The organism is Alcanivorax sp., from assembly GCF_017794965.1.
In the GTDB taxonomy this organism is placed as follows: domain Bacteria; phylum Pseudomonadota; class Gammaproteobacteria; order Pseudomonadales; family Alcanivoracaceae; genus Alcanivorax.
In genome coordinates this window covers 2,503,354-2,529,441 of the sequence record NZ_CP051240.1, presented here as the reverse complement: position 1 = coordinate 2,529,441, position 26,088 = coordinate 2,503,354, and the positions used below count along the sequence as shown (strand labels likewise).

The window sequence follows — 26,088 nt, the reverse complement described above, 5'->3', positions numbered from 1 at the left end:
CATGGAACTGATTCGCACCCCCCAGCCGGAACTGGCTGACCTGATACAACATACTCTCACCCGCAACGGTTTTACGGTGGAGCGTCGCGAGGAGGGCGATCAGCAGGTGCTGTCGATCCCGGATCAACAACAATACCCCCACGCCCGCAAGCTGGTGGAAGAGTTGATTGGTGATCTGCAGCGTCAGCAAGGCAGGGAGGCGGTGGAGCCGCTCACCGGGCGGCCCCAGCCGTTATTGTCCGGGGGCTGGCTGGCCAGCCTGGGTTGGGTCACCAAGACCGGCCTGGTGCTGTGTGCGTTGATTTTCCTGACCCCGTATGTGTTTGGCGAGACGGTCTACCGGGCCCTGATGTTTCCGCAGACCCTGGATGGTCTGGCGTCCCAGCCCTGGCGGCTGATCACTCCCATGCTGCTGCACTTTTCCCTGATGCATATCATTTTCAACCTGCTCTGGTGGGCGGACCTGGGCCGGCTGATCGAGCGTTTCCAGTCTTCCGGACAACTGCTGATGATCACCCTGATTACCGCGGGGGTGTCCAACGTGGCCCAGTTCCTGGATTCCGGTCCTTTGTTCGGCGGGCTTTCCGGTGTGGTTTACGGGCTGCTGGGGTACTTGTGGATCTACGGCAAGGTCAATCCCGGCGCTGGTTATGCCCTGCGCCGGGAGATTGTGATCTTCATGCTGGCGTGGCTGGTAATCTGTTTTGTGGGCTTGTCCGGTATTGTGGCTAACACCGCCCACTTGTCCGGTCTGGTCAGTGGTTGCGCCCTGGGTGGCCTATTCGGCCTGATGCGCCGTCATTCCGGTAACCGGGCGGTTTGAGTTACCCCAGTGGGGCTGCTATAAAGACAGCCAATTCCATTGTCATAATAAAGAAAGGGAATCAGCGACCTATGCAGTGGCGCTTCTTCAAGGGGCTGGTCCCCACCGTTTTACTGGCATCGGCGTTCACCCTTCAGGGCTGTTCCCTGGCCCGGGTCGATGACAACCTGCCCTACGGCGTGCTGAACAATAATGATCTTCAGCTGGTGGCCGAGGGCCTGCCCACCTACCTGCTGATGGTCGATGGCCTGATCGAGAACTGGCCGGAGAGTGAGTCTCTGTTGGCCAGTGGTGCGGATCTGTACGGTGCCTACGCCGGATTGTTTGTGGAAGATCCGGCGCGGGCCCGCAAGCTCAGTACCAAGGCGCTGGATTACGCCTTCCGTGCGGCTTGTGCCAGCGACGAGGATTATTGTGATCTGCGTGGGTTGAGCGTTCCTGAATTCGAGGCTTTGCTGGAAGACGCGGGTGAGAAGGATGTGCCCATGCTGTTCACCCTGGGCGGGGCCTGGGCCGGCTACATCCAGGCCAATACCAGTGACTGGAATGCGGTGGCCGAACTGGGCCGCGTAGAAGCCATCATGGAGCGTATCGTGACGCTCGACGAGGGCTACCAGTATGGCCAGGCGCACATGTATCTGGGCGTACTCAACAGCATTCTGCCTGCCTCTCTGGGGGGCAAGCCGGATGTGGCCCAGACCCATTTCGAAAAGGCAGTGGTGCTGTCCGGGGGCAAGAACCTGCTCGCCCCGGTGTTGTATGCCGAAAATTACGCACGGTTGGTCTTCGACCGGGAGCTGCATGATCGCCTGCTCAACGAGGTGCTGGCGGCGGACCCGGACGTGCATGGCCTGACCCTGCAAAACACCTATGCGCAGCAAGAGGCGGAAGCCTTGCTTGCCGACGCGGATGAATATTTCTAGGAGCTGATATGTTGCGTCTTGCGACGGTACTGGTAGCCCTGCTGCCGCTGGTGGCCACCGCCGCCACCACCCTGAAGATTTCCACCCTCTACCCGGATGGCACCACCATCGTTACCGGGCTCAAGGATGCCGGCAAGGAAATTGCCGAGAAGACCGAGGGCCGGGTGAAGCTGAAGATCTATCCCGGCGGGGTGATGGGCGATGACCGGGCGGTGGAGCGCAAGATCCGCATTGGTCAGCTGCATGGCCAGATTGCCCAGGGCGGTGCCTTTGCTTCCGCCTACAAGGACAGCCAGATCCTGAATGTGCCGCTGGCCTTCAACAATTATGAGGAAGTGGATGCGGTACGCGCCGAGCTGGACCCGGAAATCCAGAAAGGTCTGGAAGCCGGTGGCTGGGTCAGCTTCGGCCTGATCGACGGCGGCTTTGCCTACGTGATGTCAGAAAACCCGGTGCGTAGCCTGGATGACCTGCGTGACCAGAAGCTGTGGCTGCCGGCCAACGACGAGGCCTCTGCCAAGGCAGCCAAGGCATTCGAGCTGTCCCCGATCATGCTCAACATCGGCGCGGTACTGACGTCCCTGCAGACCGGTGCCATCAATGCCTTTGCCGCACCGCCGGTGGCAGCCCTGACCCTGCAATGGTATTCCCGCGTGAACAACGTAACCGACATGCCGTTGCTGTACACCTTTGGTCTGCTGGGCATCCACAAGAAATACTTTGGCCGCCTGAGTGCAGAAGATCAGAAAACCGTGCAAGAAGTGCTGGAAGCCACCTTCGCCAAACTGGATGCGGAAAGCCGCAAGGAGAACCTGAGCGCCTTCCAGGCGGTGCAGCAGCAGGGCCTCTCCGTGATCAAGCCCACTGACGAGCAGTTCCAGGAATGGAAAACCTACGCTGACCGTGCCACCGCAGAGCTGGTGGAAGAAGGCGAAATCAGCCAGGCCATGCTGGACCGGCTCAATGCCATCCTGGCCAAGCAGCGTGAAGGGCAGTAAATGACAGCGCTGCTTCGCTGGTTACACCGTATCGAGGACGGCCTTATCGTGGCCGTCCTTTTGTTTATGATCCTGCTGGCGGTGGCGCAGATCGTGCTGCGTAATTTCTTTGGCACCAGCCTGGTGTGGATCGAGCCCCTGCTGCAGAACGCGGTACTGTGGATCGGCCTGCTGGGGGCCATGATTGCCTCCCGCAAGGATGAACACATCCGCATCGATGTGGCCTCCACTCTGTTGCCGGAAAAGTATCACCCCTTCCTGACCATCGGTGTGGATCTGTTCACCGCCTTCATCTGTGGGCTGGTGGCCTGGTACAGCGTGGGTTTCGTGATCGAGGAATATGAATACGCCACCCCGGCCTTTGCCGATGTGCCCAGCTGGTTGTTGCAGGCCATTATTCCGGTGGGCTTCACGGTCATGGCGGCGCGCTATGTGCTGTTGTTCCTGATGGCGCTGGCGGGCAAGCGGCCGCGGATGCAGGAGCCGGTGGCATGATCACGATCGCCATTTTACTGCTGATCCTGCTGGCGCTGATGGGGGCCCCGCTCTACGCCATCATTCTGGGTGCCGCTGCGTTGGGGTTCTATACCCTGGATATCGAGCTGGCGGTGCTGCACATCGATATCTACCAGCTGAGCAACTCGGTGGTGCTGATGGCGCTGCCGCTGTTCACCTTTGCCGGTTTCCTGCTCAGTGAATCCAAGACTGCTGACCGGATGCTGCGTCTCAGCCAGGCCGCCTTCGGCTGGATGCCCGGTGGCATGGCGTTTGTGTCGCTGATTGCCTGTGCCTTCTTTACCGCGCTGACTGGCGGTTCCGGCGTCACCATTGTGGCCTTGGGTGCCTTGCTGTTGCCGGCACTGGTGAAAGGCAATTATCCGGAGCGCTTCAGCCTGGGGCTGGTGACCTCATCGGGGAGCCTGGGCCTGTTGCTGGTGCCCTCGGTGCCGCTGTTGATCTACGGCATCATTGCCCAGCAGATGTCCCAGCAGCTGGACATGCCCCCGGTGGAAATCGTCGATCTCTATCTGGCAGGCCTGGTGCCGGCGCTGCTGATGATCGTGCTGCTGTATGGATACTGTGTCTGGGCCACCCGTGGCGCGGCCAAGGCCGGCCATCCCATTCCCCGTCAGCCGTTCGATTTCCGCGAACTGGTGGATGCCCTGTGGGAGGCGCGCTGGGAGTTGCCGCTGCCTGTCGTGGTACTGGGCGGGATCTTCTCCGGCTTCCTGGTCGTCAGTGAGGCGGCCGCGGTGACGGCGCTCTATGTGCTGGTGGCGGAGGTGTTCCTGTACAAGGAAATTTCCCTGCGCAAGCTGCCTGCCATCATGCGGGAATCCATGATCATGGTCGGTGGCATTCTGCTGATCCTGGCGGTGGCCTTGGCCTTTACCGATTATCTGGTGTACGCCGGTGTGCCGGAGAAACTGTTCACCCTGATCCAGACCCACGTGGAGAGCAAGATTGCCTTCCTGATCCTGCTCAATATCCTGCTGCTGCTGCTGGGGGCGCTGCTGGATATCTTCGCGGCGCTGGTGATCATGGTGCCGCTGATCTTGCCGGTGGCCCTGCGCTATGGCATTGATCCGGTTCACCTGGGCGTGATCTTCGTGGCCAACATGCAGATCGGCTACATCACCCCGCCGGTGGGCATGAACCTGTTTATCGCCAGCTACCGCTTCAAGAAACGTGTCACCGAACTGTTCGCCGCCACCATTCCGTTCATGCTGGTGCTGATCGTGGCGCTGCTGATGATCACCTATATTCCGCAGTTGAGTTTGTGGCTGGTTAGATAAAGCAGTGAATAGTTAATAGTTAACAGTGAATAGTTGCGCGAGCGAAGCGTGGCGGTGACTGCAAAGATAGAGGCCGCGCCCAGGCATTGGGCGCGGCCTCTACCGTTTGGGAAAGCCAATCTGGAGCTGTAGGAGCACCACTGGAGGTGCGAACAAACCAGTTTCGAGTTGCGAGAAGCGAGTTTCGAAAACCAACAAACCGGTTCTCGTAGGTGTGATTCTTGATCTTGCCTTTCGCAACTCGAAACCCGTGACTCGCTACCGCTCGGTTCGCGCCTCAAGTGGCGCTCCTACAGAAAGATTTCGTGAGTTTATTTGCGAAGGGCTTTGACGAGAACACCGGAGCCGGCGCCTTTTTTTAGCTCGAACCATTTTGGGTAGGCCCGCAGCAGGTCGCTGAGTTTCTTGTGGCCGTACAAGCGGGTATCGAAGTCCGGTTTGCGTTTGCTCATCAGTTGCCCAACGGTGCTCAGGTTGGCCCAGTCATCCTCGTCGCCGATGGAGTCGATGACATTGGCGATCAACTGTAATGGCGGCGGCTCTTTTTGTATCGGCTTGGGAGTGGCTTCTGTTGGCGCCTCTTTGCTCTCATCCTGTTCCGGGCTGTGATCAGATCGAAGTACTTCGGTTCGAATGAACTTGTCGCAGGCTGATACAAAGGGCTCGGGCGTCTTTTCCTCACCGAACCCGTAGACCATCAAGCCTTCTTCTCTGAGACGTGCTGCCAGCCGGGTAAAATCGCTGTCACTGGAGACGATGCAGAAACCATCCAGCTGCTTGGTATAGAGCAGATCCATGGCATCGATGATCATGCTGCTATCGGTGGCGTTCTTGCCCTTGGTATAGGCGAATTGCTGGACGGGCTGTACGGAATGTTTGAGCAGCACATCCTTCCAACCGCCCAGGTTGGGCTTGGTCCAATCGCCGTAGATACGCTTGACGCTGGCGGTACCGTATTTTGCGATTTCCTCAAACAGACCATCGATGATCTTCGCTGGCGCGTTGTCCGCATCGATTAGCACCGCGAGGGACGCATGATCGGGGTCCGAACTATTCCCATTCCGTTTGCTCATTAGCCTTCCTTGTGGGTGGTTACGCCAAGCTTATCGTGGTGAGGGGTAATCGTTAACTGCTAATCGATAAGTGTGGGCGGAGCCTTCCTGGCATTGTAGGAGCGTGCCTGCAGACGAATCGAGCGACAGCGGGGCTTTGCTATAAACCCTTCGCGTGCAAGCACGCTCCCACAGAAAACCTTGCTCCACAAACGATAGAGGCCGCGCCCAATACCTGGGCGCGGCCTCTATCTTTTCCGTGTTCGCCACGCTTCGCTCGCGCAGCTGTTAACTATTCACTATTAACTGTTCACTGCTCTTTAACGGATTTCTTGAACACAAAATTCGCCATATAGCGCAGCGGCATGGTGCGGATCCAGATGCTTTGCAGGGTGATCGGCAGGCTGGGCAGGGCGAAGGTTTTCTTTTCGTTGAGTGCCTTGTAGCCGGCGATGGCCACCTCTTCCGGGGTGTCGATCTGGGCAGAGACGAACTTGGTGATGCCGCTGGAGGATTGGTGCTTGCTCTGGGCGGTATCCAGAAAGGCGGTCTTGGTGGTGCTGGGGCAGAAGCAGGTGACCTGGACACCGTAGGGCTTCAGCTCTTCGTGCAGGGAGGCGCTGAAGTTGATCACGAAGGCCTTGCTGGCACTGTAGGCGGCAAAGAACGGCATGGGGCAGAAACCGGCGAGGGAGCCGATGTTCATGATCTGGCCGGTGCCGCGGGCTTTCATTTTGGCGCCTACCAGCATGCACAGCTTGCTGAGCAGGATGTTGTTCAGGGTGAGCATGCGCTCCAGCTTCTTGCTGTCCTGTTCAACATGCTCGCCCATCATGCCGAAGCCCACATTGTTGACCAGCACGTCCAGCTCGATCTTTTCCTGCTCCAGCCACTCGACGATGCGTTCGGCGGCATCCGGTTCGGACAGGTCCATCTGTACGCCGTGGTAGTCCACGTTGGCGCGCTGGGCTTTCAGGTCCTTGCCCAGCTGATCCAGCTCGTCTTGCAACAGGCTGAACACCACGATGCGGTAACCGTCGTTGTTGAACAGCTTGCAGAATTCACGGCCAATGCCACCGGCGCCGCCGGTGACCAGTACAGTTCTTGTCATTGTTATGCTCCTGTCAGGCGGCGTCGCCGGGTTGTTCTTTGGGGCCCAGATCGAAGGGGCCAATGATCATGCTGCCGGAGTGCTTGCGATGGTAGGCCTCGCGGGCTTTCCAGACTTTACCGTAACGATAGAACGGAACGGTGGGGTAGAGGTGATGGACCAGGTGATAGTTCTGGTACATCAGGATCGGGGTCAGTAGCCACTCCTTGCCCATGCGCATCAGGGAGGTGGTATTCGGATCCACATCCTGACGGCCGGTGTGTGGGTAGTGGGGCAGTACCATGAACACCAGACACATCAGGAAGAACGAGAAGTAGGACGGGATCAGCCACAGCATCAGGGTCACATAGGGCTGCCAGATGAACAGGGCGGTCAGGGCGATACCGGCGACGATCAGCTCACGGCGAATCTCGGCCATTTCCACGTTGGGCAGTTTTTCCGGATGACGCATGTAGTTGATCAGGTAGATGAAGGGCCAGAAGCCCCACAGCGGCATGGTCCACAGGCTACTGGCCATCCAGTGATCGGGATCCTTTTCCGGGTCGTTGGCAAAGCGGTGATGATGCATGTGCATGATGCGGAACAGCTTGCCCTTGCCGAACGGCACCGCCACAAAGGTGGCGATGGAAAGAATCAGGTCGTTGTGTTCAGACTTCTGGGCGGCGGCACGGTGAATGGATTCGTGGGCCGGGGTGAACATGACATAGCCGGAGATGCTGTTGATCACCAGCCCGACCCAGGCCGGCCAGTAGCCACCAATCACCATCACCCAGCTGGCAATGTTGGCCGCATGGGACAGCACCATCAGGGTGATGGTGGGCCAGGCAAACTTCGGGGAAACCTTCAGTTTGGCCAGGGTCTTGAGTTCTTCTGCTTCAGTGGTTGTGCTCATTGGGGCAGTCTCCCTGCAGGTTGTGCATACACAGTGTTTACCTTTTCGCAGGGCTTGTTAAGCACCAAAGCTGCCAAAAAAGGGGATAAATAGTGTCAGGCGGAACGTCTGATAGGACGCCTGAGGCCAGACGGTGGATGCCCGGCGCCAAACGGCCAGACGCCTTCCGCTTTTGGCGTCAGGCGTCAGGCGTCAGGCGTTCAGCCGGACAATCAGGCGGGATTGCCAGTGGACTCGCTGCGATTTTCCGGGCCGAGACCAAAGGGGCCGATGATCATGTCGCCGGAATGCTCCAGGTGATACGCCTCGCGGGCTTTCCAGATCTTGCCGTAGCGATAGAACGGAGCGGTGGGGTACAGGTGATGCACCAGATGATAGTTCTGGAACATCAGCACCGGGGTCAGCCACCATTCCTGGCCCATGCGCATCAGCGCGGTGGTGTTCGGGTCTTCGTCCTGGCGGCCGGTGTGTGGGTAGTGCGGCAGCACCATGAACACCAGGCACATCAGGAAGAAGGCGAAGTAGGTGGGGATCAGCCACAGCATCAGCATGTAGTACGGCATCAGCACAATCAGGACACCGAAGATGGCGCCGGCCACCACGATCTCGCGGACAATTTCCGATACCTTCACGTTCGGCAGCAGTTCCGGGTTGCGCAGGAACTTGTACAGATAGAAGTACGGCCACAGGCCCCACAGCGGCATGGTCCACAGGCTGCTGGCCATCCAGTGATCCGGATCGTTCTCCGGGTCGTTGGCGAAGCGGTGGTGGCGCATGTGCAGCAGGCGGAACAGCTTGCCCTTGCCGAATGGTACGGCCACGAAGGTGGCGGCGGCCAGAATGAAATCGTTGTGTTCGGACTTCTGAGCAGCAGCCCGGTGAATGCCCTCATGGGCCGGGGTGAACAGGGCGTAGCCCGCGATGCTGTTGACCACCATGCCCAGCCACAGGGGCCAGATGCCCATGGGGACCATGATCCAGGTCAGGGCGATGGCTGCCAGCGAGCCAACCAGAATGGCCAGGGTGGGCCACGCAAATTTCGGTGACACCTTCAATTTTGCCAGTTCGTTATTTTTGTCTGCGTTACTCATTGCGCCAGTCTCCAATGGTGCTTTTATTCAGTGTTGCCGGAAACCGGTTCACGGATAAGCGCGGATGCTGACAAGGGGGGGATAGAAAATGACAGGGGCGAGTTGAAAGTTGAAAGTTTAAAGTTGAAAAGGCGCGATCAGAAGCCGTGGAATGGGGTGGCCGTGCCCGCGATCCTGGGTTCAGCGCGGGCAGTGACATGGATCGTCACGATAAACGGCCCCGCGCTTTTCAACTTTAAACTTTGAACTTTCAACTGCTCTATTCCTGCCGAAATTTCCCCGGGCTGGTGCCGAACCAGCGCTGGAAGGCACGGCGGAAGCTGGCTACATCGGTGTAGCCAAGATCCTCTGCCACCTCGGCGACGGTGTAGTGGGGCAGGCTGAGCAGCTGGGTGGCGCGGCGGCTGAGGGTCTGGTCGCGCAGTTGCTGGAAGCGGGTGTCTTCGAGCTTGAGCTTGCGGATCAGGGTCCTTGGGCTCATGTGCAGGCGGTCGGCGATGGTGTCCAGGTCTGCCTTGCCTTCGGCCTGATGCAACAGGGCCAGCACCTGGTCGGTGACGGTACCCATCTTGCGCAGGGATTCCTGGCGGGCTTCACACTGGCCGATGGCCATCCACAGCAGTTCCCGGTCATGGCTGGCCAGGGATTCGTCGCCGTAATGGGCGGGCAGGGTGAGGCCGGTTTGCGGGGCATCGAACACCACTTCGGTGCCGCGGAAGATCTTCTTGTAGGCATCCGCCCAAGGCGGGGCCGGGTAATTGAAGTAGGCCACCCCGTCGTTGATCGGTTTGCCGCGTAGTACTACGTGGCAGGCATAGGCGGACGCCATGGCCGATTCTGTAAGGAAGCGGATGTAGTCATCCATGGGGTAGTTGAACTGCAGATGCAGGGTGATGGTGTCGGCGTCTTCTTCCATCTCGGTATGGAATACCCGGGTGCGGGTATTGGTGAAGGCGACAAACACGCGCATGGCATCGCGCAGGGTGGGGCTGGCCATGGCTGCCATGCCCATGGGGCCGTGCATGGCGGGCAGGGCACGCAGGCCGGCCTGCAGGGCAAGATCCGGCAGCGGATTGATGGCCTGGGCATTGGCGATCAGCTGGCAGGTGCCGGCCCAGTCGATAAAGCCATCACCATGCTGCAGGGTCTCCACATTGATGCCAGTGTTGCAGACCAGATTTTCCAGGCCGTCCTGATCCAGACCCATGGCCTGGGCAATCATGCGGCAGTAAGCCAGTGCCAGATCCGGGCTCATGCTTGCACCTCCGATGAGGACGGGGGCAGGGTCATGTAATTGGCTACCATGCTGGTCAGTTCCGTGGCGAGGGCGTTTTCGCGGATCAGACCGTTGTGCTGGCTGATATGTCGCACCATGGTGAACAGTACGCTGTTGGTGACGATGAACACCCGCACTTCCAGATTCTCGATGGGGTAATCCCGATAGTGGCGCAGGAAATAGACCCTTGCCAGTTCCATGAAGTGCTGTTGTAGCACATCTACCACCCGGTCGGTGGGCAGCCGGTGCCAGTTGCGCACCAGTTCCAGATACAGGCCATCGCGGGAATGCAGCACGGCAAAGCCGAAGCGAATGGCATTACCGATGAGGGCGTGCATGTCGTCGTTATCCAGCAACGGTAGCTGGCGCAGGCCTGTGCCGATACCTTCCGCCAGGCTTTCCATCAGGGCCTCGATCAGCGATTCCTTGTCCCCGAAGTACTGATACAGCGAGCCCACGCTGACCCCGGCGGCCTCGGCAATCCGGGCGGTGGTGGTGTTATCCAGCCCTTGCTGCTGGATCACCTTGGCGGTGGCATCAATCAGTGCCTGTACCAGTTCCCTTGAACGCTGTTGCTGTGGACGTTTGCGCATAACGACTCTTCTTTGTAGCGCTTCTTGTGACGACTCATGCTGAGCCAGTTTTAAAATGCGAATTGAATGCGAATACATATTCGCATTAGGGTGCCTGTCATTGCAACAACTGTCGTACTGACACGTGGAGGCGAGCATGAACGCTCAAGCCAAGGCTCAGGAAACATTGCCAGCGGTACCCGGACGGGTACGGCCTTTCGAGAAGACCCAGCAGCCCACACCGCTGCTGCTGAAGACCCTGTTGGGCCGTGATCTGGCGCCCAGCCGGGAAGAATTTGACGGAGTTGTGGGCGCGCTCTGGGTGGGGGACCCGGAGATGGACGCACTGGTGGACTGGATGATGGAATACGGCGCCCGTGAAGCCCGTGCCAAGTTCGAGACCGCCATCAATGAAGGGCTGTCGGCGGTGGAAGACTGCCCGGAGCCGTTGCGCGCCTTCATCCGCAAGGTGGAAAAGCGCCCGGCATGGGTGAATTTCGACCTGATCAACGAAGGTGCCCGCTTCATTCACTCCATAGGCATGACCGCCCCCTATGTGCTGCGTGACCTGGCCTTGATGGGCGGCTATCTGCTGTCCGGTTTCAACCAGTCACTGGTGCTCACTGGCGCGCTCAATAAGGGCGCTTCCCAGCGGGTGGCAGAAACCGGCAAATGGTGGGTGGACTGCACGGAAATCGATGGTCTCAAGCGCTTTGGGCCGGGGTTCCGTTCCACCCTGCATGTGCGCATGGTGCATTCCCTGGTACGCCGCAACCTCAACCGTCGGGAAGACTGGGATGCCAGCGAGTGGGGCATGCCCCTCAGCCAGGTGGACATGGTGGCCACCTATCTGGGCTTCTGTGTGGTGATGCTCGGTGGCCTGCGCAAGCTGGGCGTGCCGGTGACGCCGCGGGAGTCCAAAGCGGTGATGCACCTGTGGAAATACGCCAGCTGGCTGATGGGGGTGGAAGAGCGCTGGCTGGTGGATACTGAACGCCAGGGCATCGTGCTGCTGCAGCATACCCTGATGACCCAGAGCCGCCCGGACGAGACCACCCGGGAGCTGGGTAAGGCGTTGGCAGACGAGCCGCTGGAGCGTCACTTCAGCCACCTGGAAGGGATTCAGCGCCGACTGGCCTATGAGAAGCATCTCAGCATGAGCAGCTATTTCCTGGACAAGGAAAAGATGGCGCAGCTGGGGCTGCCCGCGTCCACCTTGCCCTGGTATCCGGTGGCCACTCTGGTGCCCCGTTTTGTGGGTCACGTTTCGCAACGCTATAACCCGGTGTTGCGCCGCCGTCAGGAGCGCCGTGGCCGTCGTGATCAACTGGAAGTGTTGAACCAGATGTTCGGCGAGGCCGAGCAGGGAATTATTCGCCCCGACAGCAAACACCCGGGCCACGTTTGAGAATACGCAGCAGGTGACTATTGTGACTGACAAGCAAAAGACTGTACTGATTACTGGTGCTTCATCCGGCATCGGTTATGCCACCGCCCAGCTCTTTCAAAAGAAGGGCTGGAATGTGGTGGCGACTATGCGCAACCCCAGTGACGCCGGTGGTCTGGCATCGCTCCCTGGGGTGTTGTTGTTGCGGTTGGATGTGAATGACCGCGACAGCATCTACAGCGCCGTAGCAGAAGCAATCAAGGAATTCGGCGCCATTGATGTGCTGGTGAATAATGCGGGTTACGGCCTGATGGGAGCATTCGAAACCCTTAGCGAAGAGCAGATCATTCGTCAGTTTGATACCAATGTGTTCGGGCTGATGGAAACCTGCCGCGCGGTGCTGCCGCACTTCCGTGAGCGCAAGAGTGGGGCGCTGGTCAATGTGGCCAGCATGGTGGGTCGTGTGCCCTTGCCGTTGTACAGCGTGTACAACTCCAGCAAGTGGGCGGTGGAAGGCTTCACTGAGGGGCTGGTCTATGAGCTGGCGCCGCTGGGTATCAATGTGAAGATCATCGAGCCGGGTGCAGTGAATACCGCCTTCTTTGGTCGCTCTTCCGATCGCGATAACCAGACCGGTGTGTCCTCCTATGATGGCTATGCCAAAGAGCAGTTCGGAGTGATGGACAAGACCGGGCCGGGTGGTTCCACGCCTGAACAGGCCGCCGAGGTGATCTATCGTGCCTCCACGGATACCAGTTCCCGCCTGCGTTACAGCGTAGGGGTGGATGCCCGCATGCTGCTGACTGCCCGCCGTCTGCTGCCGGAAACCCTGTTCCGTTCCATGATTCGCATGAGTCTTTCTGACAAGGCGTTCAACAGCGTGGGCAAGCTGCTCTACAAGTCCTGAGACAAGCCCTGATCAACGATGGCGCCACCCGCAAGCGGGTGGTGCGACCGTTTGCAAAGCGGGTTTTTCCCGGGCGAACAGGCGGGGGTTGGCAAGCTTGCCGCTACCCGGTCGGGTCAGATTCGCTTTGCAAGCGGTGGGTTCAGCTACAAGCTATCAGCTATCAGCCATGAGCTACAAGCTACAAGCTACAAGCTACAAGCTACAAGCTACGCTTGGACTGGGAAAACCTAAAAAGTTCCCGCGTTTGCTGCTGTCTACGAAGCCGCTGTGGGAGCTTGCCTGCAAGCGATCCGAGCCCAAGCGAGGTAAGGATTCCAGAACCGCTGTTCGAATCGTGAAAGCCGGCGTCCCCAAAAAAACGAACCGGTCCCAGAGCGATCAGGCATCTCCGGACTCGACAGGCCTTTGAAAAACACCTCCCTTCGGTCGCCTCGCTGGGCGAGGTTCGGGCCTCAAGTGGCGTATTCGCTGCGCTCTCCCTTCGGCTGTTACCTCCGTTGCACTCCCGTTCCTGCAGAAAGCAAGGATGTGGGAGTTTGCTTGCAAACGAAGGTTTTCCCACACTCGACCAAAACCCCTTCGCTTGCAAGCAAGACCCTCGCACGAGCGCCGCTCTTGTGCGCGTCAGGTCAGGCAATGCTATTGCCCAGCGTCGTTAAAGGCAGATTTACCACAGAGGACACAGAGATCACTGAAGAAAGACGGTTTTTTTCTGTGAACTCTGTGCCCTCTGTGGTGAACGAGGGATTGGTTTCAGCTCTTAGCGTCAAGCGTCAGGCATCCAGCGTCTGGCGGCCGCAGCGCGGCCAAAAAAAATGGCCGTCGGGGGAGACGGCCAGAAGGGGGTTCGTGGAGCCTGCCATGGGAGGGGCGGCTCCAGGAGTCATCCATGACTCCGGGGGATAACAGAATGAGCGCAATTTCATTCGTTGGGTCGCGACGTTCGCTGACCGTGGATACAGAATATGGCGAAGAGGGCAGGGAACCCAGCGCACTGGATTGGGAAATTTGATCAGAAAAACTGATCAATAAATGGCATGTATACCTAGTTTGTCACTAATGATTTGCGCATAAGGTGGCGGGTGAGGGTCACGCCGTCCCGGTCTGCCTGTTCCTGACCCTCGCTGTTGAAGCCCATGAACTGGAAGAAATCGTGGGCAGTCAGGCTCACATGGGCAGTCAGCCCGCTCACGCCGTCGACACGGGCGCTGTCTTCCAGATGTTGATACAACAGGGTGGCAATACCAACTCGGGCCGAATCGGGATGCACATAGATCATGTTGATGCAGTCGCGAATCCGTTGGGCAAAACCTACCAACTCCTGGTCCCACTCTGCCACCACGGTCTCCCCTTCACTTAGCAAGGAGATGAGGCTGTCGTGGCTCTGTGCCTGGCTCCAGGCATCCCGTTGTGCCTGGTCGTATTGCCCTGCAGTACCTAGCTGAATAGCGTCTCGAAAGACCCGGATCAGCTTGCTCACATCAGTGACTTCAAGAGGACGGATCTGGAACGGCAGAAAGGCGGCAAAAGCATCTTCTTCAGGCGCTGCTGGGCTGACAGGGAGTTCGGGCTCCACCAGCGGCATGGGTTGTGCCGGCGGCGCTTCGGTGGTCGATTGCGGCTTGCCAAAGAAGCGGCGTATCCAGTTCAGCATTATGGTGTGCCCCCGGCAGATTCTTCCTGTTCGCTGTCACCCTGTTCCCCGTTGGCGGCTTTCAAGGCGTCTATCTGTTCGCGCAGTGCCTTGAGATAGGCGTCCTGCTGATCCAGCAGCTCACGGGTGGTTTGCTGCCGGGCTTCCAGCGCTTCCGTGCGAGACTCCAGCTCTTTCTGTTCTCGCAGGCGGGCGTCGCGTTGCTCGGCATTGAGCAGTTCGTTATCACTGGCGTGCAATGTTCCGCACAGGGCCAGGAACGGTAATGTAATGACTATCAGACGACGCACGGAGCTTCCCCAAACTCAACGTGAAGGAGAGTCAGCATAGCAAAAACAGGGCCTCGAGGGGGAGGGGGTAACGTTATAAGCAGGGTGCAGGGTGCGGTTCCCGTAGGAGCTTGCCTGCAAGCGATCCGAGCCTGAGCGAGGTAAGGATTCCAGAAACGTTGTTCGAATTGTGCAGGAACCGGCGTGAAATGAAGGAAACACCTCAGCCGCACCGAAGCGATGATGCCGCGCCGTCGCATTTGTAGGAGCGGTCGTTCGACCGCGATCCGAGCGACAGCGAGGGGTGAGTCTCGAGTTGCGAGAAGCGAGTCTCGAAAAGCCAGCCCCTTCTGCACTGCGGTCTCACAGTTTGTATCTGTTTGACTGAGTTCTGCGGGGGCTGACATTCCGGCAGGGGCTTTCGTGATTTGAAGACATGAATTGGCGGCGAGCCAATGTTCAGATGTCGCCCCACAGCCTCTGTAGGTGCTTCCTGGGTAGGGACTTGCTTGTAGGCGAAGATGTGTTCGCAAGAACGTAATTCGCTTGCAAGCAAGCTCCCACCAAGGAAGGCGCTCCTGTCCCAAAGAGGGTTCCTGAAAATGTGGGACAGCAGTGGCCCTTCTTGGCCATCTCGGGTTTTGCCTTTCGCAACTCGAAACTCGTCGCTCGCTTCTGTTTTATTCCTCGCCAAGGCTCGGATCGCTTGCAGGCCGGTTATTCGCTTCGCTCACCCCTTCGGGGCCGCACTGCGTGCGTTACTTCGCTGCGCTACGTTCCTACGGCGGCAGACATAAAAAGGGCGGTGCCGACTGGCACCGCCCCTTCGCGCGTGTTGCATGAAGCATGTTGCGCGCAGCGTCTCCTAACCCATCATCTGCCGCAGCACATAATGGAGGATGCCGCCGTGTTTGTAGTACTCCACTTCGGCGGCGGTATCCAGGCGGGAGATGGCCTCCACGGTCTGTTCCTTGCCGTCGCGGCGGAATACTACTTTCACGGTATCCCCGGCTTTCAGGCCATTGGTCAGGTCCGGGATATCCACTTCTTCGCTGCCATCCAGGTTCAGGGTCTTGCGGTCGGTACCTTCCGGGAACTGCAGTGGCAGCACGCCCATACCGATCAAATTGGAGCGGTGGATGCGCTCGAAGCTTTCCGCAATCACTGCTTTCACCCCGAGCAGGTTGGTGCCCTTGGCCGCCCAGTCCCGGCTGGAGCCGGTACCGTATTCCTTGCCGGCCACCACTACCGTGGGTACGCCATCCTTTTGGTAACGCATGGCGGCACCATAGATGGAAATTTCCTCACCCTGGGGCAGGTGTCTGGTAAAGCCGCCTTCAATGTCCGGCGTCATCTCGTTGCGGATGCGGATGTTGGCGAAGGTGCCGCGCATCATCACTTCATGGTTCCCCCGGCGTGAGCCGTAGGAGTTGAAGTCGATGGGTTCCACATCATGGCCCTGCAGGTAATGGCCAGCCGGCGAATCCGCCTTGATGGCCCCGGCGGGGGAAATGTGGTCGGTGGTGATGGAGTCGCCCAGCAGCGCCAGAATGCGGGCATTCTTTACCGGCTCCACATCGTCCACTTCGGCGGTGAGCCCGTCGAAGAAAGGCGGGTTCTGGATGTAGGTGGAGCTGCTGTCCCAGTCGTAGGTCTGCGAATCCGGGATCGGCAGGCTCTGCCAGGTTTCATCACCTTCGAACACGCTGGCGTACTGGCTGCGGAACATGTCGTTGTTGATCTTCACCAGCTCAGCCTGGATTTCATCGGAGCTGGGCCATACGTCCTTCAGGTAGACCAGATTGCCGTCCTTGTCCTTGCCAATGGGATCCTTGTCCAGATCAATCTTCACTGTTCCCGCAAGGGCATAGGCCACCACCAGCGGCGGCGAGGCCAGCCAGTTGGTGCGGACACTCTGGTGAACACGGCCTTCAAAGTTGCGGTTACCGGACAGTACCGAGGCGACCACCAGATCACCGTCGGAAATGGCTTTATCAATTTCCTCAGGCAGGGGGCCGGAGTTGCCGATACAGGTGGTGCAGCCATAGCCCACCAGATCAAAACCGATGTCGTTGAGCGGTTTCTGAAGACCGGTTACTTCCAGGTAATCGGTGACTACCTTGGAGCCGGGGGCCAGCGAGGTTTTCACCCAGGGTTTGCGGTTCATGCCTTTCTCGGCGGCTTTCTTCGCCACCAGGCCGGCAGCCAGCATGACGCTGGGGTTGGAGGTATTGGTGCAGGAGGTGATGGCGGCAATGACCACATCACCATGGCTCATGTAGTGCTTCTGGCCATCAATCATGACCGGCACCTGCCCCCCGCTGGGCTCATGATTACCCACGGCGGTCTGGCCACCTTCGCCTTCCAGTTTGCTGATTTCCTCATCGTTGAGCTTGAGGGTATCGGTGACCACATCAATGAAGGTGCGTTTCACGGCGGTGAGGGGCACCCGGTCCTGGGGACGTTTGGGGCCCGCCAGGCTGGGCACCACATCGCCCAGATCCAGTTCCAGTACGTCGGTGAACTCCGGGTCCGGGTCGGCGCTGGAGCGCCACAGGCCCTGGGCCTTGCAGTAGGCTTCCACCAGGGCAATGGTGTCGGCGTCGCGGCCGGACAGCTCCATGTATTCAGTGGTGCGCTCATCAATGGGGAAGAAGCCACAGGTGGCCCCGTATTCCGGTGCCATGTTGGCGATGGTGGCCCGGTCGGCCAGGGTCAGATCGGCCAGGCCATCACCGAAGAACTCCACGAACTTGCCCACCACCCCGCGACGACGAAGCATTTCGGTGACCGTCAGCACCAGGTCAGTGGCGGTGATGCCTTCGCGCAGCTTGCCGCTGATCTTGAAGCCGATCACCTCGGGAATCAGCATGGCGATGGGCTGGCCGAGCATGGCCGCCTCTGCCTCGATACCGCCCACACCCCAGCCCAGTACGCCCAGGGCGTTGATCATGGTGGTATGCGAATCGGTGCCTACCAGGGTGTCCGGGTAGGCGTAGGTGTTGCCGTCATCACTTTCGGAGGACCACACCCCCTTGGCCAGATACTCCAGGTTTACCTGGTGACAGATGCCGGTGCCCGGTGGCACCACACGGAAATTATCAAACGCTTTCTGGCCCCAGCGCAGGAACTGGTAACGCTCACGGTTACGCTGGTACTCAATGTCCACGTTTTCGGAAAACGCCTGGGGATTGCCGAACTTGTCCACCATCACCGAATGGTCGATAACCAGATCCACCGGGGAGAGGGGGTTGATGCGTGACGGGTCGCCACCGGCCTTGCTGATGGCATCGCGCATGGCGGCCAGATCCACCACCCCGGGTACACCGGTGAAGTCCTGCATCAAGACCCGGGCCGGCCGGTAGTTGATTTCATGGTCAGAGCGCTTGTTGTCCAGCCAGCGCATTACCGCTTCGATGTCCTTGCCGCTGACGGTTTCGCCATCCTCGAAACGCAGCAGGTTTTCGAGCAGTACCTTGAGGGAAAAGGGAAGCTTGCTGAGATCACCCCAACCCTTGTCGGCCACGGTGTTGATATCAAAATAGTGGTAGGTCTTGCCGTTGGCTTGCAGGGTTTTCTTGCTGTTCAGGGTGTCCTGGCCAATCCGTGTCACTGTACACCTCCTGGTGGATATGAGGGGGTTGCCCGCTGCCGTTTGGGCCGCGGTAGTGTGGGACAACAGGGTCCTGGACGGTAGTTCCGGGACCCTGAATCTGGGGGAGCGATGCAAAAGCTCCCTGGTTCCCTTGAGAGAATTCATACTACGCCCATATGGCGCAGACGTGAAATCATGCCGCCGCCGGCGGTGCTGCGGTATGCCACTGGGCGGAAAGGTCGTCACGGTCAATGCGGTGTTCAGATACAGGCCGTACTATGGCGCCCCCTGACTCAGAGCACCTGGACCTATTGATGAGCAAAGCATCCTACCCGCGGCGCGGCACCGGCTTTTCCCGCGCACTGGCCCGCGGCTTTCTCAAGACCATTGGCTGGAAGGTGGTCAGCCCGCTCCCGGAAGTGCCCAAGGCGGTCATTATTGGTGGCCCGCATACGTCCAATTGGGATGGCATTGTGACCCTGGCCGCCATGATGGAACTGGGGCTGGATGCGCATGTGATGATCAAGGACAGTGCCTTCAAGGGGCCGCTGGGTTCCCTGTTGCGCTGGATGGGGGCGCTACCCATTGACCGCAGCAAGGCGGGCGGGGTGGTGGAGCAGACGGTGGCCCAGTTCAATGAGCGTGAAAAGCTTTTCATGATCGTGGCACCGGAAGGTACCCGCAGTGGTGCCAGTCAGTGGAAGACTGGCTTCTACCGTATCGCCGAAAAGGCCGGTGTGCCGATCATTGTGGCCTCGGCGGATTACAAAAAGAAGGAAATCGACTTTCCTCTGGTGGTGCCTGCCTCCGGTGATCTGGAGGCGGACCTGGCCACCATTCTGGACTGCTACGCGCATGTGCATCCTCGCCATCCGGAGAAATTGTCTGCGCCGATCAAGGCGCTGCGGGAAAAGGCCGGAAAAGCGGAATAGCTACGAGCTACGAGCTACGAGCTACAAGCTACAAGCTACAAGCTACAAGCTACAAGCTACAAGCTACAAGCTACAAGCTACAAGCTACAAGCTACAAGCTACAAGCTACAAGCTACAAGCTACAAGCTACGCTTGATTGGAAAGGAAAACCCCAAAAAGTTCCCGAGCTCCATCATTTCTACGAAGCCGCTGTGGGAGCTTGCCTGCAAGCGATCCGAGCCCAAGCGAGGTAAGGATTCCAGAAACGTCCCTGGAGTTGTAGGAGCGGTCATTCGACCGCGATCCGAGCCTAAAGGATTCCAGAACCGCTGTTCGAATTGTGAGAGAACGCGTCCCGTTAAAAAACGAACGTATCTCAGAGCGATCAGGCCTCTCCGGGCTCGACAGGTCATCAAAATCATCACCTCCCTTCGGTCGCCTCGCTGCGCTTACCCTTCGGCTGTTACCTCCGTTGCACTCCGGTTCCTGCAGAGAGCAAGGAGGTGGGAGTTTGCTTGCAAACGAAGGTTTTTCCACACCCGACCAATACCCCTTCGCTTGCAGGCAAGCTCCCACAGTGAGAATCGGAGCAACGTTTGCTGATACTGATGTTCAGTCAGGATTTCCTGCTACCTCGGGGGCCCCAAAAAAAGGTTCCTCGCGGGTTAGCGGGAATCGGCTGCTACGGAGCCCCCCCGCACGAGCATCGCTCTTGTGCTCGTCAGGTCAGGCAACGCTATTGCCCTGCCTCGTTAAAGGCAGATTTACCACAGAGGACACAGAGATCACTGCGGAAAGAAGGTTTTTCTCTGTGAACTCTGCGGTGAAAGAGGGGGTGGTTTCAGCCCTTGGCGTCAAGCGTCAGGCATCCAGCGTCTGGCGGCCGCGAAGCGGCCAAAAAAAACCTCCCCGCAGGCGGGGAGGCTGCCTCCCGCAAAAACGGGAGGCGGAGGGGTTGAGGCTTCAGTTGTCGCAGGCGTCAGCGTTGGTGTAGCTGCTGTCCACCACGGTATTGATCCACTGATCCAGCAAGGCGCTCGCTTCTGCGTGGGCCACACTACGGGCAATCGGTGGCATTACCTTTTGCGGATCATTTTCTGCCGCCACACGACAGGAAACGATGGAACTGCCTGAACTGCCCGGTACCACTACGTGTTGCCGTCCGCAGGAGCCGCCACCGGTGGCGGTGGGCTTCTTGCAGACCCCGTAGCTGGCGTCCACATCGCCGAAGTGATCCAGATAATAGCCGGTGTTGGATGCCGCGCCCTTGTCGTTGTGACAATGCTGGCAGTTGACCTCCAGGTAAGCGCGCACCCGGCTTTCAATGTCTGCAGCGGAGTTGGCGGTTTCTCCGCTGTCACCGGGCACATTCCAGCGCGGCAGGTGTTCAATGTTGGTTGCCACCCCATTGCTGATGGTCAGTGACGGCACCCCGGTAAGGATACCGATATCCTGCCACTGCTTGAGCTGGTTCACTTGCGGGAAGCCGCCCTGACCACGGGTCCCCATAAACGCGGATTCCGGCTTGTAGGCACGGTTCAAATTGCGGGGCTTGGGGCCGATGGGGGCGCTACCGGCAGGCTGGTCATCGTTCGCGTGGCAGGTAATGCACTGATTGGAGTTGGGCACGCTGTAGCTGTCGGTGCTGCCACTCAGCAGGGTGTTGGAATCCGCATCGCGGTAATGCCAGGCCACCGACGCGGTGCCGCCATTCATGGCAAGGCGTGCCACCCGTTTGCCGTCCTGTTCTTCCCAGATATAAGGCAGCCCTGTCCATACCGCGCTTCCCTGGCTGTTCTTGCGCTTGATCAGCAAGCGGGTTTCCACCGGCACTTCCGTGCCGTTACTTTCATCGGTGAAGGCAAAGGTCTTGGCGATGACGGTCCCTTCCGGGAAGAAAATGGAACCGTTGACGTTATTGCCGTCCTGCCCGTCACGGTACACCGCCTGCTCACCCGGTGGTACAAACACCACTCGGTACTTGGTGGAGTAGTCCGAGAACAGCTTGGTGTTCAGTACGAAAGGCTGGCCACTTTCGTTGGGCATGCTGCGCGGATCTTCCGGATCGGCAAACAGGTTGTACTGATCCAGCGTCGGGCAGTTGTAATTCAGGGCTTCGCGATTGATCTCGCCATCGGCAACATCGGCGTTGCAGTAGAAATCGACCACTTCGTCTGACGGGGCAGGGTCGAATTCACCGCTGGGCTCGAACGGGGGTATCTCTACACGTGGCAGTGGCGCCAACAGCTTGCCGAAGCGCGCTTCGCAGTCATGATCGGAAAGCCTGGTGTCTGAAGGCATGTTGAGCAATCCTTCCAGCACCTCCATGAGGCCGGAGGGAGAAAGAATGGAGAGATCCTGTTCGGCAAGGGCAAGTACCAGCTCAAGACCGTCCGTGCCATGGAAATTCAGGTAGGGGGCGCTGTCCTCGGACAGGTCATTGCTGTGAATGCAGGAACCCCACTCGGGTAGTTTGCGCTCGCCATTGTCGTCAAATTTGTAGGCATTGTAGTGGCAGGCGGGATTCGGGTGCTCATTGGTATGCACCGGTTTTCCGCTTTCCCACATGGGGACAGGGTCACCATTGCTGTCCACCGGGTAAGGACAATCTTCGTCCAGTTCATCCCGCAGCCCATCCCACACGATGTGAGCCCCTTTGCCCTGGTTGAGGATGTTGGTCAGGCTGCCGAGCAACTGGGTCGGATCGTTGAGGGTGGGCAGGTTTTTCAGACCGATGAGGAAAGGCAATACGCTTTCCACTTCTCCGTTGGCTACTTTTTCCAGGTCCGGTGGTGGCAGGTCATAACCGGAGTTTTTCATCACATTGTGGTGAATGTGCAGTCCTTCGGTATAAGGGTCCAGTTTGCGGTCCGCGGTTTTTCCTTTGCCATCAATAAGCTCATAGCTGGCATAAATCACGGCGGCCGTACTGTGATCTTCAAAGGTGTTGTTCAGTACTTCAATATTGTCATAGCCCAGCGTGATAAAGCCGGTACCGCGGGGTACCGCAGACACCAGACCGCTGTGGGCAAAGTTGTAGGTATTATTGTTGCGCGCCACATTGTTGATCATCACGGAGGTGTCGCCGTAACGGGTGATGTTTTCAAGATCATAGATCAGGAAGGCGCCGGTGTTGCATTCGGCAATATTGTTGTCGTATTCGCCGCCTTGGACATTCTCGATCTCAAAGCCCATCACGTTATAGACCGCGCGGCTGTCACGGATAATGGCGGTGTTGGTCTGGCCCACGTAGATGCCTGCGTCACTGGCGCCAATGGACTCACTACCCTCCACAAGGATGTTTTCCGATTCCACCGGGTAGATCCCGTAGCGGCCACTGGCCGAGCTGGGCGTATAATCGGGGCTGGTGTCCCCTTCATTGAAGGGCGGGGCGGTACATTCAACATGAATGCGTTCCGCGTAGTTGTCTTCCGTGACGGGCTCGCCGCCGCCGGACCACATGGCGCGAACATTACGCAGTGTGCCCCATTTCACGCTCTTCAGTTTGAAGGCGTCACCGGGGGAATCCAGAATGGTCAGGTCTTCCACGGTGATGCCACGGATGTTCAGGGCTTCCAGGCCGGTCACATTGACACTGTTCTTGAAGGAGAGAATGGTTTCGTCCTTGCCGCAGCCTTTGATCAGCACATCTTCGGTGGCCTGAATCAGCAGCCCCTGATCCAGTTCGAAATAACCGCACTCGAACTGCAGTGTGTCCTTGGGACGAAGTTGCACCATGGCATTGACCATGTCTTCGGTGGCATTGTCCCCGGGGCTGATGATAAAGGTGCGACCGACAGTGTCTGGCGGGGTATCGCCACCGTCATCGCCACCATCGCCACCATCGTCTCCCGGGTTGTCGCCGCCGTCGCCGGGGTCTTCGCCCCCGTTGTCATCGCTGTCATCGCCACTGTTGGCGGTGGGTGTATTAGCGGGTGTGGGGCTGCTGCTGTCGCTTCCCCCGCAGCCCGCCAGTGTCAGTGTGCTGGCCAGCATGGTCATTGCCAGCCAGTGCCAAAGCTCGGTTTTCATGATCCTTTCCCCTCGTTGAGAAATCAGCAGCAGGCCGTTAACGGACTGCCTGCTCCAGTCGTTCCCACATTCGTATGTACGCTTCCGCCGAGGTGAAGAGCTGGTTTACAGCATCGTTCACCTGCTCCTCCGGACGATCGCTGTTGGCGATCATGTCGGCTATCTGGTCCGGGTAGAGACCGTAGTGGGCAACCCCGCGGCCTTCGTAAAGACTGAACGCGTGATCACCAGTGAGTTGCTTGTCGAACACCACCCGGCCATCCACAGAGGTGAACGGGTAGAGCGAGGCTTCCTGATCCGGGGTGCCGGGGTTGCCGGCCAGATTGGCAATGCCATTGACGTCTGAAGCGAAGGGGGCGCCGCCAAACGGTCCCACCTTGAATTCGTCAGGGCGGGGGCGGTTGCCGTCCCGGGTAAGCTGATCCACCCAGTCTCCACGCACACTGCCAAAGGAGGCGGAAATGCCGCCCTGTGCCGCCACGCGGTCGCGCAGCGCCTCGGTCCCCCCCCAGCCGCCATGGCTGTTGATCACGGGATAGCCCTGTGCGCCGGTAAGTTCGAGGATCTGGTTGGCCGCCTTGCGACTGATGTGGTCGGTTTCGATCATCATGCCGCGCTTGGTCAGCTCTTCGATCAGGAAGAAACCCAGGTCGGTGAGGCCTCGGGTGTTACACAGGTGGTCGGTGCCACGACGGGGATCGTACTCGGCCAGTTCTTCGGGTGTGGCCGGGAAACGCTCACCCACATAGTCGATCTGGAACAGCAGCTGATCCAGGATGCCGAAGGGCTGGAGGTTGTCCGCCAGTGGCCCACGAGTATCGCCGTGATCATGGTCGGGGCATTCTTCAAATTCGATGGTGTGGCCGGTCTCCAGCAAGTTGCCGCCGTAAAGCACGGCACCAATGCCAATGCCGTCGGAGAGATCCGGCAGGTGCCCGCCAAACGCATTGTCGAACTTGTGTACCGGGAATAGATTGCGCACACCCAGGGCGTAGAGTCGGTCCAGCCGTTCGATGATTTCTTCCCGGGTGCATTCCGCCACATCCAGGAATTCACCACAGTTCAGGGCCTTGGATGCTTCTACCCCGAGCACCACGGCCATCTTGCCGTCGCGTATCACGTCGCGAGCCTGGGTCGGGTCGGTAACGATGCTCAACCAGCCCTCGCCAGGGCCTCCGTGCTGGGCGTCAATGTAGTCCTGCATGCGATGCATCTGTTCCGCCTGCATTTCGATGGCGGCCATGGTGTCGCAGTCATTCTGTTTCTGCGGATTGATCTGACACAGGATTTCGTTGTGTACCAGATGATTCACCAGCACTTTCAGACCGGACAGATGTGCCCGTTCGATCCATTTGTAGTAGCTCTGGTGATGTTGCAGGGAGTTGCTGCGAGGCCAGTAGGGGAAGTCCGGCCAGCCTCGTGTGGCATGGGGCCCCGGTGTGCTGGTGACTTGCTCAACCACGCCGGTGAGCCCTTCCGGGCCATGATTTTCGGCACAGTCATGCAGTGCATGGTCCACACCGAACTTGTGGAAGGGGTCGCCGTAGTTGACGCGCCCGCCGATGAACTCATAGGCGGAAATATGGCTGTGGGCATCCACATAGCCAAACAGATCATCGTTATCCAGGCCAGGTACGTCGCGGAAGCGGTCCACGTCCTTCAGGTAGATGGCCGGTCCCGGTTCGGCCACCTCGGCACTGACCATGGCCTCGGGATAGCTGGCACACTGCTCTGCAGGGGCAAGCGTAAAGCGGGTATTGTCGTCTTCCAGGCCGGGGGAGGTAAGCGTGAGGCTGTCCTCGCCGGCGGTCAGCAACAGACCGGTAACCTGGGAGGCAAGGGTGAAATGCTCACCTTCGCTGGGATTGAGGTTCCACACGGCAAGATCGCTGGCCTTGTCTACCTTGCCCAGTGTGGGCTGGACATTGATGTCGCCCAGGTTGCCGCCCAGTCCCTCAAGGCTTTCGCCCAACTCGCGCAGCAGGCCTCCCAGGGGCGCGACAGGGTCAAGGACCAGATTGAGAGTATCGCCAAGGCCGGCCACCAGATAGCTGACTTCACCGATGAAGTTGCCGCCCTCATCGAGAAACTCGCCGGCGGGATCACTGATCCCGAGCAGTTCTATCGTGCCGTAGGCGCCGGGATCCCGTTGATACGCCGAGACCAACAGGTAACGGCCCAGGTCGGTGGGCTTCAGATAAAAGGCGCGGGCGTCTGCTGCATTGGCGGTCAGTTGGTAGCCATTGTCCGCGGCGGCGACAAAGCGGCCCTCGCTGGCGAGGGTGTAGCAGCCATTGGCGACGGTGTAGCGGGTCAGGGGTTGCGGCTCTTCCGGTGGCTGGTTGGGCGTGGCGGGTGGCGGTTGTGGTGCCGTTGGTTGCTGGGCGGTTGGCGGAGTGCCGGCGGGCGCCGGTGTGGCGCTGCTGCCCCCGCCGCCACAGGCTGACAGGAAAGTAGCAACCGCAGTGACTGCCACGACTGGCAGTGTCCGTTTGATCAACATGACTAACCCCTTGGTGATGATTATCCGCAGTTATGGTTTGTGGTTGGCGTTATGGGCTGCGGCTGTATTGTTATTGGTACGTTTGTACCTTTTTTTGGGATAAGGGGGCTGTTGCAGATTTGTGAGGGTTCTTGACGCTTTGTTTACGGGTTTGTAGCGGGGAGAGAAAGGGGGCCAATGTTGGGAGGGAGGGGGGGGCGCTGTAGGAGCCTGCCCGCAGGCGATCCGAGCCTTGGCGAGGTAATCAGTTTCGAGTTACGAGAAGCGAGTTTCGAAAGGCATAGCCAGAAGCA

The 26,088-nt window shown here is 59.0% G+C and carries 19 protein-coding genes; 8 read left to right on the top strand and 11 right to left on the bottom strand.

Features of this window, described 5'->3' with window-relative positions:
- Nucleotide 1 precedes the first annotated feature (1 nt).
- The 5 genes from HF945_RS11075 (at nt 2) to HF945_RS11055 (ending at nt 4,540) form a co-directional block, all read left to right on the top strand.
- Nucleotides 2-823: a rhomboid family intramembrane serine protease gene (locus HF945_RS11075; protein WP_290522666.1), complete on the top strand. Its 822-nt coding sequence runs from the start codon at nt 2-4 to the stop codon at nt 821-823.
- Between the two features lie 71 nt (nt 824-894).
- Entirely contained in the window at nt 895-1,746 is an 852-nt protein-coding gene (locus tag HF945_RS11070) for a TRAP transporter TatT component family protein (RefSeq protein WP_290522665.1), read from the top strand.
- An 8-nt stretch (nt 1,747-1,754) separates the two neighbouring features.
- On the top strand, nt 1,755-2,744 hold the full coding sequence (gene dctP / locus HF945_RS11065; RefSeq protein ID WP_290522664.1) for a TRAP transporter substrate-binding protein DctP: 990 nt from the start codon (nt 1,755-1,757) through the stop codon (nt 2,742-2,744).
- Nucleotides 2,745-3,239: a TRAP transporter small permease gene (locus tag HF945_RS11060; protein ID WP_290522663.1), complete on the top strand. Its 495-nt coding sequence runs from the start codon at nt 2,745-2,747 to the stop codon at nt 3,237-3,239.
- Nucleotides 3,236-4,540 carry a TRAP transporter large permease subunit gene (locus HF945_RS11055; protein WP_290522662.1) on the top strand — a complete coding sequence of 435 codons (1,305 nt, stop codon included), beginning with the start codon at nt 3,236-3,238 and terminating at the stop codon, nt 4,538-4,540. Before HF945_RS11060 ends, HF945_RS11055 begins: the two co-directional genes overlap by 4 nt.
- 311 nt (nt 4,541-4,851) lie before the next feature.
- Here HF945_RS11055 and HF945_RS11050 read toward each other — a convergent pair whose 3' ends face one another.
- The 6 genes from HF945_RS11050 to HF945_RS11025 all read right to left on the bottom strand — a co-directional run bounded on the left by HF945_RS11050 (nt 4,852) and on the right by HF945_RS11025 (nt 10,555).
- Nucleotides 4,852-5,613, bottom strand: a complete 762-nt coding sequence (locus HF945_RS11050; protein ID WP_290522661.1) for an NYN domain-containing protein — start codon at nt 5,611-5,613, stop codon at nt 4,852-4,854.
- A 289-nt stretch (nt 5,614-5,902) separates the two neighbouring features.
- Entirely contained in the window at nt 5,903-6,703 is an 801-nt protein-coding gene (locus tag HF945_RS11045) for an SDR family NAD(P)-dependent oxidoreductase (RefSeq protein ID WP_290522660.1), read from the bottom strand.
- Between the two features lie 13 nt (nt 6,704-6,716).
- Entirely contained in the window at nt 6,717-7,595 is an 879-nt protein-coding gene (locus tag HF945_RS11040) for a fatty acid desaturase (protein WP_290522659.1), read from the bottom strand.
- A 212-nt stretch (nt 7,596-7,807) separates the two neighbouring features.
- Nucleotides 7,808-8,686, bottom strand: a complete 879-nt coding sequence (locus HF945_RS11035; RefSeq protein WP_290522658.1) for a fatty acid desaturase — start codon at nt 8,684-8,686, stop codon at nt 7,808-7,810.
- A 259-nt stretch (nt 8,687-8,945) separates the two neighbouring features.
- Nucleotides 8,946-9,941 carry an AraC family transcriptional regulator gene (locus tag HF945_RS11030; protein WP_290522657.1) on the bottom strand — a complete coding sequence of 332 codons (996 nt, stop codon included), beginning with the start codon at nt 9,939-9,941 and terminating at the stop codon, nt 8,946-8,948.
- Nucleotides 9,938-10,555 carry a TetR/AcrR family transcriptional regulator gene (locus HF945_RS11025; protein ID WP_290522656.1) on the bottom strand — a complete coding sequence of 206 codons (618 nt, stop codon included), beginning with the start codon at nt 10,553-10,555 and terminating at the stop codon, nt 9,938-9,940. Before HF945_RS11025 ends, HF945_RS11030 begins: the two co-directional genes overlap by 4 nt.
- 136 nt (nt 10,556-10,691) lie before the next feature.
- Here HF945_RS11025 and HF945_RS11020 point away from each other — a divergent pair, with 136 nt between their 5' ends.
- Together HF945_RS11020 and HF945_RS11015 are read left to right on the top strand one after the other, a co-directional pair.
- Nucleotides 10,692-11,942 (top strand): oxygenase MpaB family protein, encoded by a 1,251-nt coding sequence (locus HF945_RS11020; RefSeq protein ID WP_290522655.1) that lies wholly within the window; start codon nt 10,692-10,694, stop codon nt 11,940-11,942.
- A gap of 22 nt (nt 11,943-11,964) precedes the next feature.
- Nucleotides 11,965-12,828, top strand: coding sequence for an SDR family oxidoreductase (locus HF945_RS11015; protein ID WP_290522654.1), 864 nt, complete (start codon nt 11,965-11,967; stop codon nt 12,826-12,828).
- A 1,048-nt stretch (nt 12,829-13,876) separates the two neighbouring features.
- Here HF945_RS11015 and HF945_RS11010 read toward each other — a convergent pair.
- The 3 genes from HF945_RS11010 to acnA all read right to left on the bottom strand — a co-directional run bounded on the left by HF945_RS11010 (nt 13,877) and on the right by acnA (nt 18,367).
- Complete coding sequence (locus HF945_RS11010) at nt 13,877-14,485, bottom strand: GNAT family N-acetyltransferase (RefSeq protein WP_290522653.1); 609 nt, start codon at nt 14,483-14,485, stop codon at nt 13,877-13,879.
- Nucleotides 14,485-14,775, bottom strand: coding sequence for a hypothetical protein (locus HF945_RS11005; protein WP_290522652.1), 291 nt, complete (start codon nt 14,773-14,775; stop codon nt 14,485-14,487). Before HF945_RS11005 ends, HF945_RS11010 begins: the two co-directional genes overlap by 1 nt.
- Nucleotides 14,776-15,619: 844 nt before the next feature.
- Nucleotides 15,620-18,367 (bottom strand): aconitate hydratase AcnA, encoded by a 2,748-nt coding sequence (gene acnA / locus HF945_RS11000; protein WP_290522651.1) that lies wholly within the window; start codon nt 18,365-18,367, stop codon nt 15,620-15,622.
- Between the two features lie 296 nt (nt 18,368-18,663).
- Between acnA and HF945_RS10995 the strand changes: the two genes are divergently transcribed.
- Nucleotides 18,664-19,281 carry a lysophospholipid acyltransferase family protein gene (locus HF945_RS10995; protein WP_290522650.1) on the top strand — a complete coding sequence of 206 codons (618 nt, stop codon included), beginning with the start codon at nt 18,664-18,666 and terminating at the stop codon, nt 19,279-19,281.
- A gap of 942 nt (nt 19,282-20,223) precedes the next feature.
- Here the strand turns inward: HF945_RS10995 and HF945_RS10990 are convergent.
- Entirely contained in the window at nt 20,224-23,292 is a 3,069-nt protein-coding gene (locus HF945_RS10990) for a parallel beta-helix domain-containing protein (RefSeq protein WP_290522649.1), read from the bottom strand.
- 37 nt (nt 23,293-23,329) lie between these two features.
- Nucleotides 23,330-25,795, bottom strand: coding sequence for a membrane dipeptidase (locus HF945_RS10985; protein ID WP_290522648.1), 2,466 nt, complete (start codon nt 25,793-25,795; stop codon nt 23,330-23,332).
- Between the last annotated feature and the right edge of the window lie 293 nt (nt 25,796-26,088).